Here is a 14,557-nt window from a genome sequence, read left to right on the forward strand (position 1 = left end):
AGAAATACGTCATTAATGACGGAAAAACACGGCTGGCAGATTGACTGAATCGGTTTCCGGGGGCAGCGTGCAGCGCAACAGGCCTGTGCCGCAAGGATGATGCTTCATGAAATTCGCCCTCAACCAGATGACAGCCCCGCACCTGCAATTCGCCGGTTTTCTGGATCTGGCGCGTGATCTTGGATGCATGGGCGTGGAGTTGCGCAATGACATGGGTGCGCTGAACCGCCCGTTGTTTGACGGGCTGGCCCCCGAACAGGCGGGCGAGATGGTGCGCGCGCGGGGCTTACGGTTTCTGGGGTTGAGTCAGGTCTACCCGTTCAACAGCTGGAATGACGACCGCGCCGCAGAGGTAGTGTCGCTAATCGATACAGCAAAGCGTGCGGGTGCGGAAACCATCAGCCTGATCCCGCGCAATGACGGCACCGGTGGCGCAGAGGGCGAACGGCAGGCCAATCTGCGCGTGGCGCTGAAAGAATGCTATCCGATGCTGGGCGCCGCTGACATGATCGCGCTGGTCGAACCATTGGGCTTTGTCCGGTCGTCGCTGCGGTCCAAGACGGAACTGGTCGAGATGATTGCCGCGCTGGACATGGCTGACCGCGTTCGCATTGTGCATGACACGTTTCATCACACGCTGGCGGGTGGCGGGGCGCTGCATGCCGCGCAGACTGGCATTGTGCATATTTCTGCCGTGGTTGACCCGGCATTGCCGGTTGAACAGATGGAAGATGAACATCGCGTGCTGATCGACAGCCGTGACCGGCTGGGCAATATCGATCAGATCGCGGCGCTTCTTGCGGCGGGGTATGACGGTGTGTTCAGCTATGAATGTTTTTCACCCGAAACGCAGGCGCTGGCCGATCCGCTGACCGCGCTGCGCCAGTCTTTTGATTTCATTTCCGCCCGGTTACGGGCCAAGGCCGCCTGAGCGGAAAGGAATTCCGGCAGAGGAACAAGGTGCGCCGGACACCATCACTGGGAGGAGCCAGAAAAATGAAGAAAACCCTGTTAGCTGCCACAGCGGCCACCGCAATGATGGCATCTATGGCCAATGCGCAGAATATCGGCGTATCGATGGCACTGTTTGATGATAATTTCCTGACTGTGCTGCGCAATGGCATGATCGACCTGGCCGCAGAAATGGACGGCGTGAGCCTTCAGGTTGAAGATGCACAGAATGACGTGGCCCGGCAGCTGGACCAGATCAACAATTTCGTCGCCTCGGGCGTAGAGGCAATCATCGTCAACCCGGTTGACACCTCTGCCACGGAAGCCATGAGCAATGCCGCTGCAAGCGCTGGCGTGCCGCTGGTCTATGTGAACCGCCAGCCGGTCAATGTGGATACGCTGCCTGACAATCAGGCGTTTGTCGGCTCCAACGAAATCGAATCGGGCACTCTGGCTGCGTTCGAGGCCTGCATGTTGCTGCGCGCCGCAGGCAAGACAGAATCCGCCAATATCTATATCATGATGGGCGAATTGTCGAACCAGGCAGCCGTTCAGCGTACCAAGGATTTCGATGATATCCTTGGCATCGACATGTGTAATTTCATGAATGTGATTGACCGTCAGACCGCCAACTGGTCGCGCGATCAGGCACAGGATCTGATGACGAACTGGCTGTCATCAGGCGAACCGTTCGACGCGCTGCTGTCCAATAATGACGAAATGGCAATTGGCGCCATTCAGGCCATGAAGGCAGCGGGCATTTCCATGGATGATGTCATCGTCACCGGCGTGGATGCCACGCAGGATGCGCTGGCTTCAATGCAGGCCGGGGATCTGGACGTGACCGTGTTCCAGAACGCGGCGGGTCAGGGTTCCGGCGCGCTTCAGGCCGCGCTTGATCTGGCAGCGGGCGAGTCTGTCGCGACCAAGGTCTATATCCCGTTTGAACTGGTCACACCGGAAAACCTGGATGACTATCTGAGTGCCAACTGATCACGCATAAGATCGGACCGGCTGACGACAGGGGCGGCGGAACGCAGCGCCGCCCCAATGCCGGATAACATGGAGGATACCGTCATGGCAGACGCGATCATGGGAATTGGCGGTCTGAAATATGACCACAAGAAACGTCACCGGCCGCCGGAACTGAACGTTTTTCTGGCGTTGATCCTGATTATCGGGGTGTTCGAGATTCTGGGGCAGACCCTGCCCTATATGAACGGGCAAAGCTTTCTGTTCGACACACAGGGGCGGTTTGACAGCATTTTCAACGAAGCGCGTCTGAAAATCGTCATTCTTCAGGTTGCCATCATCGGGATTATCGCGCTGGGGGTAACGCAGGTTATTCTGACTGGCGGGATTGACCTTTCTTCCGGGTCTATTGTCGGGGCGACCGCGATGATCGCCATGAGTTTCGCGCAAGTCGGCGAAGTGAACGGAAGCCCCAATACACGGGCGGTATTCTTTGAACAGGGCTGGGTAGATCTGCCTGTGATGATACCGGTCATGGTCGGGCTGGCCTGTGGCCTGTTCGCGGGGCTGATCAACGGGCTGCTGGTGGCTTATACGCGCATTCCGCCCTTCATTGCGACACTTGGCATGATGGTTACCGCGCGCGGGGTGGCGAAATGGTGGACCAAAGGGCAGCCAGTGTCCTTCCCTACCGAAAGTTTCGCGACCATCGGTGCCGGGATGACACCTGTCTATATCTTCGTTGCGCTGGCGGTGCTGTTCTATCTGATCATGCGCCACACGGTTTATGGCAAGCATACCTATGCTATCGGGTCCAACATGGATGCCGCGCGCATGTCGGGTATCAATGTTCAGCGCCATCTGACCATGGTTTACACCATCGCGGGCGGGTTGGCAGCGATTGCTGCGATCGTGCTGAGTTCCAAGAACCTGACCGCGCAGGCGGGCATGGGCGTCATGTATGAACTGGACGCTATTGCCATGGCCGTGATCGGGGGCATTTCGCTGCAGGGCGGGCGCGGGTCGATCATCGGCACGGCGCTGGGCGCGCTGATTTTTGGGGTGATCATCAGCGGTTTCACCTATCTGCGGCTGGATGCCTATTACCAGGAAATGGCCAAGGGCGCGATCATCGTGGGCGCCGTTGTGCTGGATCAGTGGCGCCAACGCCGCGCCGCGCATCGGCTGTGAAGGGAGCATGGACATGAACGACATCATTCTGGAAACCCGTGGCCTGACCAAACACTATGGTGGTGTTCACGCGCTGGAAGACGCCAATTTCACCCTGCGCAGGGGTGAACATGTGGCCATCATGGGCGATAATGGCGCGGGTAAGTCCACCTTTGTCCGACAGATCACCGGCGTCGAACAACCTACCCGTGGCGAAATCCACTTCGATGGCAACAAGGTCGAGTTCAAAGGCCCGATCGAAGCACGCGAAGCCGGCATTGAAGCTGTCTTTCAGACACTTGCGCTGGCGGATCATCTGGACGTGCCCGATAACCTGTTTCTGGGGCGGGAAAAGACGAAATGGAACTGGCTTGGCCCGTTCCGGCGGCTGGATTACGCGGCAATGCATGCCGACACGCTGGCGGCGCTGGAAAAGACCGGGGTCAAGATCCCTTCCATCCGTAACACGATTCAGTTCATGTCGGGTGGGCAGCGGCAATGCGTGGCGATAGCGCGCACTGCGACCTTTCATTCCAAACTGACCATCATGGACGAACCCACAGCGGCGCTTGGCGTACAGGAAACCGCGCAGGTGGAAAACATTGTCCGCGCGCTGAAGGAACAGGGCGAACCATTGATCCTGATCAGCCATAACATGCGGCAGGTGATGGATCTGTGTGACCGGATTGTCGTGTTCCGGCGCGGGCGTATCTGCGCCAATCTGCGCGCCGCAGATGTGAGTGGTGAGGAGGTTGTGGCCTATATCACCGGCGCGAAAACCCAGGCGGAATACATGGTCGAAGACGCGCTGTAAGCTATATCGAACGAAAACCCGATGCGCCCGCCTTGCGGGGCATCCCTCCTTTCAAAGGTTCCGAAATGACAACACGTTTTGCCGTTCTGGGCGCAGGCCGCATCGGCCAGGTGCATGCCCGCGCCATCGCACAGGTTGACGGGGCGGCACTTGTCGCCATCGCCGACCCCATCAGCGCCGCAGCCGAAGCCATGGCCACGAAATATGGCTGCGATATCCGTTCCATTGACGCTATCGAAGCTGCGGATGATGTCGATGCCGTGGTTATCTGCACGCCCACCGACACGCATGCCGATCTGATTGAACGGTTCTGCCGCGCGGGCAAGGCGGTGTTTTGTGAAAAACCGGTTGATCTGGACACAGCGCGCGTGCGGGCCTGCCTGCAAGTGGTCAAGGAAACCGGCGGCCGGGTCATGGTGGGGTTCAACCGCCGTTTCGACCCCGATTTCGCGGCGCTGAAAGCCGCGATTGATGCAGGCCGCATTGGCAAGGTCGAAATGGTAACTCTGATCAGTCGCGACCCCGGCGCGCCGCCTTACGACTATATCACCAGTTCAGGCGGGATTTTCCGCGACATGACAATCCATGATTTTGACATGGCGCGCTGGCTGCTGGGCGAGGAGGTGGAAACCGTCATGGCACAGGCATCAGTGCTGACCGACCCGAAAATAGGCGCGCTGGGTGATTTTGACAGCGCGAATGTCATCCTGCGCACCGCAAGCGGGCGGCAGGCCATCATCACCAATTCCCGCCGCGCAACCTATGGCTATGACCAGCGGATCGAGGTTCTGGGCGAAACCGGCATGGTCAGTGCGCGCAATCAGCATGCAGCAAACATCCAGTTCGCCGATGCGCAGGGGTTTCATGATGCGCCTTTGCTGAATTTCTTCATGACCCGTTATACTGCGGCCTATGCTGCTGAAATCGCGGCATTTGCGGCGGCGCTGCGCGACGGCAGTGCCATGCCCATCACTGCCGGGGATGGGCTGCGCGCGCTGGAACTGGCCGATGCGGCGCTGCAATCGGCCCAAAGCGGGCAGGCGGTGCGGCTGGTCGCGTCAGCACAGAAAGTCGCATGATGTCCCATGGCGTGGCATTGATTGGCACCGGCTTCATGGGCAAATGCCATGCGCTTGCATGGCGTGGGGTCGCGCCTGTCTTTGGTGGTGTTCATCCGCGTCTGGAAATCCTGTGCGATGTGACACAGGCACAGGCCGACGAATTTGCCGCGCGTTTTGGCTTCGCGCGTGGCATGGCCGATTGGGAAGCGGCAATCAGTGATCCGGCGGTTGATGTGGTGTCCATCACGACGCCCAATGGTCTGCACCGCCCCATGGCGGAAGCCGCCTTGCGCGCGGGCAAGCATGTCTGGCTGGAAAAGCCGATGGCGCTGACGCTTGCGGACGCGCAGGCTATGGCCGCCCTCGCTGCCGCCCATCCCCGTCAGGTCACGCTTCTGGGTTATAACTACCTGCGTGCGCCTGCATTTCAGGCCGCCCTTGCATTGGTGCAGGACGGCAGGATCGGCACGCCGCTGGCCTTTCGCGGGGTCTATGACGAAGATTACTGCGCCGATCCGGCGCTGCCCTGGTCCTGGCGGATGACGCATGAAGGCGGCGGTCTTGGTGCGCTTGGGGATCTTGGCTGCCATCTGGTCAGTGTTATGGTGGCCCTGATGGGCGAAGTCACCGAAGTTACCGCGATGACGCAGATTGCCGTGCCACAGCGCCCTGCGCCCGATGGCCCCCGCACGGTCGAGAATGAGGACAGCGCACTGGCGCTTATCCGTTTCGCCAGTGGTGCGCAGGGGTCATTTGCCACCAGTCGCGTGGCGCGCGGTCGGAAATGCCGGTTGCAATGGGAAGTGCATGGCAGCGATGGGACAATCGTGTTCGATCAGGAAAACATGAACGAGCTTTGGATTCATCGTGCCGGTGAAGCGGGTTTTACCCGCCATCTGACAGGCCCGGACCAGCCTGATTTTGCAGCGTTCTGTCCCGCACCGGGCCATAATTTCGGCTTCAATGAACAGAAAGTAATAGAGGCGCGCGACCTGATCCGCGCTATTGATGGCGGCGTGCCCTGTGGCCCCGATTTTGCCGAAGGGGTGCAGATCGAGCGGATCATTCACGCCATGGCGCGTTCACAGGGCCGCCCCGTCCGCATGGAGGATATGAAACATGACGCAGCTTGACCTGATCACGATTGGCCGGTCGTCGGTGGATCTATACGGCGCGCAGGTTGGTGGGCGGCTGGAAGATATGGGCGGTTTCGCCAAGTATATCGGCGGCAGCCCCACGAATATTGCCTGTGGCACTGCGCGGCTGGGGCTGCGGTCAGCGGTAATCACGCGGGTCGGGGACGAACATATGGGCCGTTTCATCCGCGAACAGCTGGCCCGCGAAGGGGTGGATGTGCGCGGCGTGGTGACGGATGCGGACCGTCTGACCGCGCTGGTATTGCTGGGTATCCGTGATGAGGACCAGTTTCCGCTGATTTTCTACCGCGAGAATTGCGCGGATATGGCGCTGTGCGAAGATGACATTGACGAAGGGTTCATTGCATCCGCCCGCGCGCTGTTGCCCACGGGCACGCATCTAAGCCACCCGCGCACAGAAGCGGCGGTGCTGAAGGCGCTGCGTCTGGCGCGGAAGCATGGTGTCAGAACCGCGCTGGACATTGATTACCGCCCGAACCTGTGGGGCGTGGCCGGGCATGGTGATGGCGAAAACCGCTTTGTGGAATCGGCGGCGGTGACGGAAAAACTGCAAGCATCTTTGCATTTCTTTGACCTGATTGTGGGCACTGAAGAAGAATTCCACATCGCAGGCGGCACGACAGATACGATTGCCGCACTTCGTGCCGTGCGGGCCGTGTCGGATGCGGTGCTGGTGTGCAAACGCGGCGCGGCAGGCGCCGTGGCGTTTGAAGGCACGATCCCCGACAGGCTGGATGATGGCCAGACCGGCCCCGGATTCCCCATTGAGGTGTTCAATGTTCTGGGCGCGGGGGACGGGTTCTTTTCCGGCTTGATGAAGGGCTGGCTGGATGGGGCGGACTGGCCGACCGCACTGAAATACGCCAATGCCTGCGGGGCATTCGCGGTGTCGCGCCATGGCTGCACCCCCGCCTATCCGTCGCTTGCGGAACTGGAGTTCTTTCTGGAACGTGGCGTGATCCGGCCTGATCTGCGCAATGATGCGGCGCTGGAGCAGATTCACTGGTCCACCAACCGCGCGCGCAATCATGGGGCGGACTGGCCAGATTACCGCATCTTCGCCTTTGACCACCGGATTCAGCTTGAAGAAATGGATGGCTACACCCCTGAACGCGGCGCTGCGTTCAAGGAACTGTGCCTGCAAGCCGCGCTGTCGGTTCAGGATGGGCGCGCGGGCTATGGCATTCTGTGCGATGACCGGATCGGACGGCGGGCATTGCACGCGGCCAGTGGCACTGGGCTGTGGGTCGGGCGGCCTGCAGAATGGCCGGGGTCACGGCCCCTGACGCTGGAACCGGCACTTGGCCCCGATTGCGGTGGCCTGGAGGCATGGGCGCGGGGGAATGTGGTGAAGGTGCTGTGCTTTTGCCACCCTGATGATGACGCGGGCCTGTGGGCGGAACAGATTGCCACGGTCAGGCGGTTATACGCGGCGGCGCGGCGCAACGGGCTGGAATTCCTGCTGGAAGTAATCCCGTCCAAAGCGGGCGCAGTGGATGAGCAGACCACCGCACAGGTGATTTCACGGTTTTACGACGAAGGGGTGTTTCCGGACTGGTGGAAGCTGGAACCACTTAGGACGCGCGCGGCCTGGGCCAATGCCATTGCCGCGATTGAAGCGCATGACCGCTATACGCGCGGGATTGTCGTGCTGGGGCTGGACGCGCCAGAGGATGATCTGGCAGCCAGTTTCGCCACCGCCGCGCAATTTCCGCTGGTCAAGGGCTTTGCCGTGGGGCGCACGATCTTTGGGGATGTCGCGCGGCGCTGGTTTGCAGGCAAGGTCGATAATGCGGGCGCGATCGCCGAGATGGCTGCCCGCTACGCGCGGCTTTGTGCGGTCTGGGACGGTGCGCGGGCACAGGCACGCGATGCGGCCTGAAGGGGGTCTGGGGGCGCGGCCCCCGGAATATTCTGGGCAAGATGAAGACGGGAAGGATAAGGCATGAGCGGGACAGTTCGGTTGACAGCGGCGCAGGCCATGGTGCGTTGGTTGTCGGTACAAATGGCCGAGGATGGCGCGCGCTTCATCGCGGGTGCCTGGGCCATATTCGGGCATGGAAACGTCGCAGGACTGGGCGAGGCATTGCACGGCATTGGCGATGATTTCCCGACATGGCGGGGACAGAATGAACAGACCATGGCGCATGCTGCTATTGCCTATGCCAAGCAATTGCAGCGCAGGCATGCGATGATGGTGACATCCAGTATCGGGCCGGGGGCCACGAATATGGTGACCGCAGCGGCGCTGGCACATGTGAACCGCTTGCCGGTGCTGTTTGTGCCGGGGGATGTGTTTGCCGGGCGCGGGCCGGACCCGGTGCTGCAACAGATCGAGGATTTCACGGATGGTACGGTTTCCGCAAATGACTGCTTTCGCCCGGTCAGCCGTTATTTTGACCGCATCACCCGGCCTGAGCAGCTTCTGACCGCCCTGCCCCGCGCGCTTCGGGTCATGACTGATCCCGCCGATTGCGGGCCCGTTACGCTGGCGTTCTGCCAGGATGTTCAGGCCGAGGCCTATGACTGGCCAGAGGCATTCTTTACGCCCCGGATCTGGCGTATCCGGCGCCCCTCCCTTGATCAGGGCGAGATCTGGCGCGCCGGCAGCCTTATCCGCGCGGCGCAACGCCCAGTAATCGTCGCCGGGGGGGGCGTGCATTTTTCCGGGGCCTGTGACGATCTGGCGCGCTTCGCAGAGGCGCACGGCATTCCCGTGGTGGAAACGCAGGCGGGCAAATCGGCGTTGCACTGGGAACACCCTTGGAACTTTGGGCCGGTCGGCGTGACGGGCGCCGAATGTGCCAACCGGCTGTGCGCAGAGGCAGACCTCGTTATCGGCGTCGGCACCCGCTTTCAGGACTTTACCACCGGTTCATGGGCATTGTTCAAGAACCCCGGATGCCAGCTTCTGTCGATCAATGTGGCGGCTTATGATGCCCTCAAACACGGGGCCGAAGCTGTTCAGGGCGATGCTGCGCTGGCTTTGGCTGCGCTGGGGGCCGACCTGCGCGATCACAAGGCGCCGCCGCCGCTGGACCTGCGCGATGACTGGTTTGCCCGTGTCGATCCGCTGACGTTGCCCCCTGCCAACGCCAACAGTCTGCCAACCGACCAACAGGTGATCGGCGCCGTTCAGCGCACGGTGCACAATGATACGGTGGTCATGTCGGCGGCGGGGACCATGCCCGGAGAATTGCACAAGCTGTGGAAATCCACGCGCACGGGCGATTATCACATGGAATACGGCTATTCCTGCATGGGCTACGAGGTGGCGGGCGCGATGGGTATCAAACTGGCGGAGCCCGCGCGCGACGTGATCTGCATGCTGGGCGATGGCAGCTATATGATGGCCAATTCGGAACTGGCAACCGCGGTGATGATGGGCGTTCCCTTTACCGTCGTGCTGACCGATAATCGTGGGTATGGCTGCATCAACCGGTTGCAGATGGGCACAGGCGGGGCGGAGTTCAACAACCTCTATGCCCATGCGCGGGTTGAGAACCAGCCGCAGATTGATTTTGCTGCCCATGCAAGCGCCATGGGTGCAGAGGCCGTCAAGGTGGCCAGCATTGCCGAGCTGGAATCGGCACTGGCCGCGCGCGCGGGCAAGACGCGCCCCTATGTGATTGTCATTGACACTGACCCATACCCCAGCACGCCCCATGGCGGGCATTGGTGGGATGTGGCCGTGCCGGAAGTCAGCCCGCGTGCGGATGTGCGCGCGGCGCGTGAAAATTATGAAACCAAGCTGAAAGACCGCCCATGATCCAGTTCGGCACCAACCCCATCGCCTGGGCCAATGATGATGATCACAGCATTGGCGCAGATATTCCGACCGCGCGCATATTGCACGAAGCGGGTGAACTGATCGGCTTTGACGGGATCGAGAACGGCCATCGCTGGCCAGACGACCCCGAGGAGTTGCGCGCGACCCTTGCCGCGCATGGGCTGGCCTTCATTTCCGGCTGGTATTCGTGCCAGTTGCTGGTGCGGTCCGTGGCTGCGGAAATCGAAGCCTGTCAGGCGCATCTGGCGAAGCTGCGGCACAATGGCTGCAAGGTGATGATCGTATGCGAGACATCGAATGCGATTCATGGCGGCGATGTGCCGCTGGCGCAGCGCCCGAAGCTGACAGCGGCAGAAATGCAAGGTTTTGCCGCGAAGCTGGAGGAATTCGCAGCCTATCTGGCCGGGCAGGGGATCACGCTGGCCTATCACCACCATATGGGCACGGTTATTGAATCTCCGGATGACATTGACGCGCTGATGGCCGCGACCGGGCCGCATGTGCATCTGCTGTTTGACGCGGGGCATTGCCATTTCGGCGGGGGGAACCCTGAAACGGTGCTGGCGCGTCATGTCGGGCGCGTGGCCCATTTCCATGCCAAGAATGTGCGCGACCCCATTATGGCACAGGTCCGGGCGCAGGGGCTGTCCTTCCTTGACGGGGTGCGCGCGGGTGTGTTTACGGTGCCGGGTGATCAGGAAGGCGCGATTGATTTCGAACCCCTGCTGGCGATCCTTGCGCGGGCCGGTTATGATGGCTGGATCGTGATAGAGGCCGAACAACTGCCCGATGCGCGCAACCCGCTTCTGTACCAGACCCTTGGCCTGCATACGCTGAAGCGTCTGGCCGCAAAGACAGGATTGACCCCATCGCAATGAAATTTCTGGATGTGCAGCACCCGTTCTTTCGCCCGCTTTGGCGACGGGTGGCGGTGGTGACGCTGTGTCTGGGCTGGGCCGTGTTTGAAATTGTCACGGGCAGCCCGTTCTTTGCCATATTGTTTGGTGCGGCGGGGCTTTATTGCGCGCATCAGTTCTTCATCGCTTTTGACCCGAAAGACCCGGAATAAAGGAAATCCTGATGTCGCATTTGCTGCGGAAACCGACAAGCGCCACGGGCCTTGTCCATGATATTACACCGGAAAATGCGGGCTGGGGCTATGTGGGGTTTCAACTGCACCGGCTGGTGGCGGGTGCTGTGGCTTCGGGCCTGACGGGCGGTCAGGAAGCAATCCTTGTCATGGTCGAAGGGCGCGCGCAGGTGCAGGCCGCCGGGCAGGATTGGGGCCTTATGGGGGAGCGGATGGATGTGTTTGAAAAAACGCCGCCGCATTGCCTGTATATCCCGCCCGCGCAGGGCTGGCAGGTGGTGGCTGAAACCGACTGCACGGTTGCGCTGTGTCTGGCACCGGGCAAGGGCAACCACCCTGCGCGGCGTCTGGGGCCGGATGGCATAACCCTGACCCAGCGCGGCGAAGGCAGCAATACCCGCTGGATCAACAATATTGCCATGGAAGATGCGGATGTGGCCGACAGCCTGCTGGTGACAGAAGTGTTCACCCCTGCGGGGAACTGGTCCAGCTATCCCAGCCACCGCCATGATGAAGATGATTTTCCGCGCATCACCTATCTGGAGGAAAGCTATTACCACCGCCTGAACCCCGCGCAGGGTTTCGGCATCCAGCGGGTCTATACCGAAGATGGCAGCCTTGATGAAACCATGTCGGTGAAAAACCACGATGTGGTGCTGGTGCCGCGCGGCCACCACCCCTGCGCCGCGCCGCACGGGTATGAAATGTATTACCTGAATGTCATGGCCGGCCCGTTGCGCAAATGGCGCTTCGTGGCGGACCCGGACCATGAATGGCTGATGTGACGGGGTGGGCTGAAAGCGCGATTGCATCAGGCTGAAACGGTTATCGGGAATGCCTAAGCGCGGAACCAAGGGCGCAAGCCCGCCGCGCCACCGGCGGGCCGTCCCGCGGCCTGCCGGTTCGGCTGGTGTTGTGCCAAGCCATATAGGTCGGAGTTATGCCGCCTGCATAAATTGAACTCGTATAGCGTGGGACCGCCAGACCCCGGCCCACCGCTGGCGCGGCTTGGTGCATGACCTGCGGCCCGTTTCAGGCCGATCACGATGAAAGCGCTGCTCGGCGATGGTGGAATGCTCCGGATCGGGCCCGACAGAGAGGCCCGCGCGGAACATCGCCTCGATCTGGGCGCGGGTCAGGCCGTGCTTTTCACATTTGGCGCTAACGCCGTGGTCCCAGTCGAAAGTGATCATATTGTATGTACAAATGTGCGGACAGTAAAGACGCCCGTGTGGCGGTTCGAGTTACTCAATAGGCCCATATAAGGTCTTTGGGTTTGGGATAAGTATGAGGAATATCTGAAATTGAAAAGGGGACCTCCAATTCGTTGAAGGTTGCTCTTGGTGCTTCAATTATTCCTGTTTCGTTCGAGTAGCGAATTGAAATCTTTAAATATCTTCTTAATACGGAAAGCGGCAGAAACCTATCTTTTGACTTAGCCCAGACTAATGCATCTTGTTTCCCTTTGGAGCTGTTGCACCGTATACAACAAAAAACCAAATTCTCTGCGGAATCGGCTCCACCAGTTACTCGCGCGAACAAGTGGTCCAACGACGGATTATCTGTCGAGCCACAATAGCTGCATCGCCCTCTGGATAAAAGCTTGTCGCGTTCATCAAAATACAGAGATCGAGGAGAGGTTGTCCCATCAGTAAGCGCTTTATATAGCTTTGCGCGGATCATATAGTACGGGACGCCGTATTTTTCTGCCCCGTTTCTAACTGCGGCATCTGCCATTGCCAAGTTAGCGTATGACCAGAAAAGAACCTGTCCGAGCGTGTCGAAGCTACGGCGTCCCATCTTCCCTCTACCTCGTAAACTTCTTATACTTCACCCGCTTCGGTTCCAGCGCGTCCGGTCCAAGGCGGCGTTTCTTGTCGTCTTCGTAGGCGGCGAAATTGCCCTCGAACCATTCGACATGCGCCTCGCCTTCAAACGCTAGTATGTGCGTACACAGCCGGTCAAGGAAGAAGCGGTCGTGGGAGATGACCACGGCGCAGCCTGCGAAATCTTCCAGCGCGGCTTCGAGCGCCTGCAGGGTTTCCACGTCCAGATCGTTGGTCGGTTCATCGAGCAGCAGCACATTGCCGCCTGCGCGCAGCAGTTTGGCCATATGCACGCGGTTGCGTTCCCCCCCCGACAGCAGGCCGACTTTCTTTTGCTGATCGCCGCCCTTGAAGTTGAAGGCACCGACATAGGCGCGGGAATTCACCTCTGCATCGCCAAGGGCAATGATGTCCAGCCCGTCGCTGATTTCTTCCCAGACGGTTTTATTCGCGTCCAGCGCATCGCGCGACTGGTCCACATAGGACAGCTGCACTGTGTCGCCGAATTCAATCGTGCCCTCATCAGGTTGTTCCTGACCGGTCAGCATGCGGAACAGCGTGGATTTGCCCGCGCCATTGGGGCCGATCACGCCGACAATGCCGCCCGGCGGCAGGGCAAAGGACAGGTCTTCGATCAGCAGGCGGTCGTCATAGCCCTTTTTCAGGCCCTCAATCTCGATCACTTTGCTGCCAAGGCGCGGGCCGTTGGGAATGATGATCTGCGCGCGACCGATCTTTTCACGCTCGGACTGGCCTGCCTTTTCTTCATAAGCGGCGATCCGTGCCTTGGATTTGGTCTGCCGTGCTTTCGCACCAGCCCGGATCCATTCCAACTCGCGTTCCAGCGATTTCTGGCGCGACTTGTCTTCGCGCGTTTCCTGCGCCAGGCGTTTGGCCTTTTGTTCCAGCCATGCGGAATAATTCCCTTCATAGGGAATGCCGCGCCCACGGTCGAGTTCCAGAATCCAGCTGGTAATGTCATCCAGAAAGTAGCGGTCATGGGTGACGATCAGGATGGTGCCCTTGTAGTCGATCAGGTGTTTTTGCAGCCAGGCAATGGTTTCGGCGTCCAGGTGGTTGGTCGGTTCGTCCAGCAGCAGCATGTCGGGCGCTTCCAGCAGCAGCTTGCACAGCGCAACGCGGCGTTTTTCGCCACCTGACAAGGTTTCGACCGATGCTGTGTCGGGCGGGCAGCGCAGCGCTTCCATGGCGACATCGATCTGGCTGTCCAGATCCCACAGGTTTTCGGCGTCGATCTGGTCCTGCAGGGCGGCCATTTCATCGGCGGTTTCGTCCGAATAATTCATCGCCAGTTCGTTGTAGCGGTCCAGTTTCGCCTGTTTTTCAGCGACACCCAGCATGACATTGCCGCGCACATCCAGGCTGGCGTCAAGGTCGGGTTCCTGCGGCAGGTAGCCCACTTTCGCACCCTTCGCGGCCCATGCCTCGCCGGTGAAATCCTTGTCGGTGCCCGCCATGATGCGCAGCAGGGTGGATTTCCCCGCGCCATTCACGCCCACAACCCCGATCTTCACCCCCGGAAGGAAGGACAGGCGGATATTCTCAAAGCATTTCTTGCCGCCGGGATAGGTTTTGGACACACCATCCATGTGGTAGACATATTGATAGGACGCCATGTGCTTTCCTTCGTGTAACTTGGGGGTTTGGCCTTCCCTAGCGCATGGACGGACCGTGCTGCAAGCGGGACGGGCGGAAACGGAAAACC

Annotated in this window: 13 protein-coding genes; 11 read left to right on the top strand and 2 right to left on the bottom strand. The window is 60.1% G+C overall.

What is annotated here, in order from left to right; translation table 11 throughout:
- The first annotated feature begins 106 nt into the window (after positions 1 to 106).
- The 11 genes from PUT78_RS12305 to iolB all read left to right on the top strand — a co-directional run bounded on the left by PUT78_RS12305 (position 107) and on the right by iolB (position 11,790).
- Positions 107 to 931, top strand: a complete 825-nt coding sequence (locus tag PUT78_RS12305) for a TIM barrel protein (protein ID WP_274352564.1) — start codon at positions 107 to 109, stop codon at positions 929 to 931.
- A gap of 65 nt (positions 932 to 996) precedes the next feature.
- On the top strand, positions 997 to 1,944 hold the full coding sequence (locus tag PUT78_RS12310; protein WP_274352565.1) for a sugar ABC transporter substrate-binding protein: 948 nt from the start codon (positions 997 to 999) through the stop codon (positions 1,942 to 1,944).
- 84 nt (positions 1,945 to 2,028) lie between these two features.
- Positions 2,029 to 3,114, top strand: coding sequence for an ABC transporter permease (locus PUT78_RS12315; RefSeq protein WP_274352566.1), 1,086 nt, complete (start codon positions 2,029 to 2,031; stop codon positions 3,112 to 3,114).
- Between the two features lie 13 nt (positions 3,115 to 3,127).
- On the top strand, positions 3,128 to 3,907 hold the full coding sequence (locus tag PUT78_RS12320) for an ATP-binding cassette domain-containing protein (RefSeq protein ID WP_274352567.1): 780 nt from the start codon (positions 3,128 to 3,130) through the stop codon (positions 3,905 to 3,907).
- Between the two features lie 65 nt (positions 3,908 to 3,972).
- Positions 3,973 to 4,986 (top strand): inositol 2-dehydrogenase, encoded by a 1,014-nt coding sequence (gene iolG / locus PUT78_RS12325; RefSeq protein WP_274352568.1) that lies wholly within the window; start codon positions 3,973 to 3,975, stop codon positions 4,984 to 4,986.
- On the top strand, positions 4,983 to 6,101 hold the full coding sequence (locus PUT78_RS12330) for a Gfo/Idh/MocA family protein (RefSeq protein ID WP_337994678.1): 1,119 nt from the start codon (positions 4,983 to 4,985) through the stop codon (positions 6,099 to 6,101). Before iolG ends, PUT78_RS12330 begins: the two co-directional genes overlap by 4 nt.
- Positions 6,088 to 8,007, top strand: a complete 1,920-nt coding sequence (locus PUT78_RS12335) for a bifunctional 5-dehydro-2-deoxygluconokinase/5-dehydro-2-deoxyphosphogluconate aldolase (RefSeq protein ID WP_274352569.1) — start codon at positions 6,088 to 6,090, stop codon at positions 8,005 to 8,007. The genes PUT78_RS12330 and PUT78_RS12335 overlap by 14 nt, the downstream gene beginning before the upstream one ends.
- Positions 8,008 to 8,070: 63 nt before the next feature.
- The gene (gene iolD, locus PUT78_RS12340) at positions 8,071 to 9,894 is read left to right on the top strand and encodes a 3D-(3,5/4)-trihydroxycyclohexane-1,2-dione acylhydrolase (decyclizing) (RefSeq protein WP_274352570.1); all 1,824 of its coding nucleotides are present in this window, start codon (positions 8,071 to 8,073) and stop codon (positions 9,892 to 9,894) included.
- Positions 9,891 to 10,793 carry a myo-inosose-2 dehydratase gene (gene iolE, locus PUT78_RS12345; protein ID WP_274352571.1) on the top strand — a complete coding sequence of 301 codons (903 nt, stop codon included), beginning with the start codon at positions 9,891 to 9,893 and terminating at the stop codon, positions 10,791 to 10,793. Before iolD ends, iolE begins: the two co-directional genes overlap by 4 nt.
- Complete coding sequence (locus PUT78_RS12350) at positions 10,790 to 10,984, top strand: hypothetical protein (protein ID WP_274352572.1); 195 nt, start codon at positions 10,790 to 10,792, stop codon at positions 10,982 to 10,984. The genes iolE and PUT78_RS12350 overlap by 4 nt, the downstream gene beginning before the upstream one ends.
- 11 nt (positions 10,985 to 10,995) lie before the next feature.
- The gene (gene iolB / locus PUT78_RS12355; RefSeq protein WP_274352573.1) at positions 10,996 to 11,790 is read left to right on the top strand and encodes a 5-deoxy-glucuronate isomerase; all 795 of its coding nucleotides are present in this window, start codon (positions 10,996 to 10,998) and stop codon (positions 11,788 to 11,790) included.
- A gap of 463 nt (positions 11,791 to 12,253) precedes the next feature.
- On the opposite strand, the gene PUT78_RS12360 is transcribed toward iolB, so the two are convergent.
- Entirely contained in the window at positions 12,254 to 12,805 is a 552-nt protein-coding gene (locus PUT78_RS12360; RefSeq protein WP_274352574.1) for an HNH endonuclease, read from the bottom strand.
- 7 nt (positions 12,806 to 12,812) lie between these two features.
- Entirely contained in the window at positions 12,813 to 14,468 is a 1,656-nt protein-coding gene (ettA, locus tag PUT78_RS12365) for an energy-dependent translational throttle protein EttA (protein WP_274352575.1), read from the bottom strand.
- Between the last annotated feature and the right edge of the window lie 89 nt (positions 14,469 to 14,557).

It is taken from the genome of Roseinatronobacter alkalisoli (assembly GCF_028745735.1).
GTDB lineage: Bacteria > Pseudomonadota > Alphaproteobacteria > Rhodobacterales > Rhodobacteraceae > Roseinatronobacter > Roseinatronobacter alkalisoli.

Excerpts from the sequence above, each read along its gene's own strand:
- iolE (WP_274352571.1), top strand. The coding sequence starts at position 9,891 with ATGATCCAGTTCGGCACCAACCCCATCGCCTGGGCCAATGATGATGAT.
- iolD (WP_274352570.1), top strand. The coding sequence starts at position 8,071 with ATGAGCGGGACAGTTCGGTTGACAGCGGCGCAGGCCATGGTGCGTTGG.
- iolG (WP_274352568.1), top strand. The coding sequence starts at position 3,973 with ATGACAACACGTTTTGCCGTTCTGGGCGCAGGCCGCATCGGCCAGGTG.
- PUT78_RS12350 (WP_274352572.1), top strand. The coding sequence starts at position 10,790 with ATGAAATTTCTGGATGTGCAGCACCCGTTCTTTCGCCCGCTTTGGCGA.
- iolB (WP_274352573.1), top strand. The coding sequence starts at position 10,996 with ATGTCGCATTTGCTGCGGAAACCGACAAGCGCCACGGGCCTTGTCCAT.
- PUT78_RS12335 (WP_274352569.1), top strand. The coding sequence starts at position 6,088 with ATGACGCAGCTTGACCTGATCACGATTGGCCGGTCGTCGGTGGATCTA.
- ettA (WP_274352575.1), bottom strand. The coding sequence starts at position 14,468 with ATGGCGTCCTATCAATATGTCTACCACATGGATGGTGTGTCCAAAACC.
- PUT78_RS12360 (WP_274352574.1), bottom strand. The coding sequence starts at position 12,805 with ATGGGACGCCGTAGCTTCGACACGCTCGGACAGGTTCTTTTCTGGTCA.
- PUT78_RS12305 (WP_274352564.1), top strand. The coding sequence starts at position 107 with ATGAAATTCGCCCTCAACCAGATGACAGCCCCGCACCTGCAATTCGCC.
- PUT78_RS12320 (WP_274352567.1), top strand. The coding sequence starts at position 3,128 with ATGAACGACATCATTCTGGAAACCCGTGGCCTGACCAAACACTATGGT.
- PUT78_RS12330 (WP_337994678.1), top strand. The coding sequence starts at position 4,983 with ATGATGTCCCATGGCGTGGCATTGATTGGCACCGGCTTCATGGGCAAA.
- PUT78_RS12310 (WP_274352565.1), top strand. The coding sequence starts at position 997 with ATGAAGAAAACCCTGTTAGCTGCCACAGCGGCCACCGCAATGATGGCA.
- PUT78_RS12315 (WP_274352566.1), top strand. The coding sequence starts at position 2,029 with ATGGCAGACGCGATCATGGGAATTGGCGGTCTGAAATATGACCACAAG.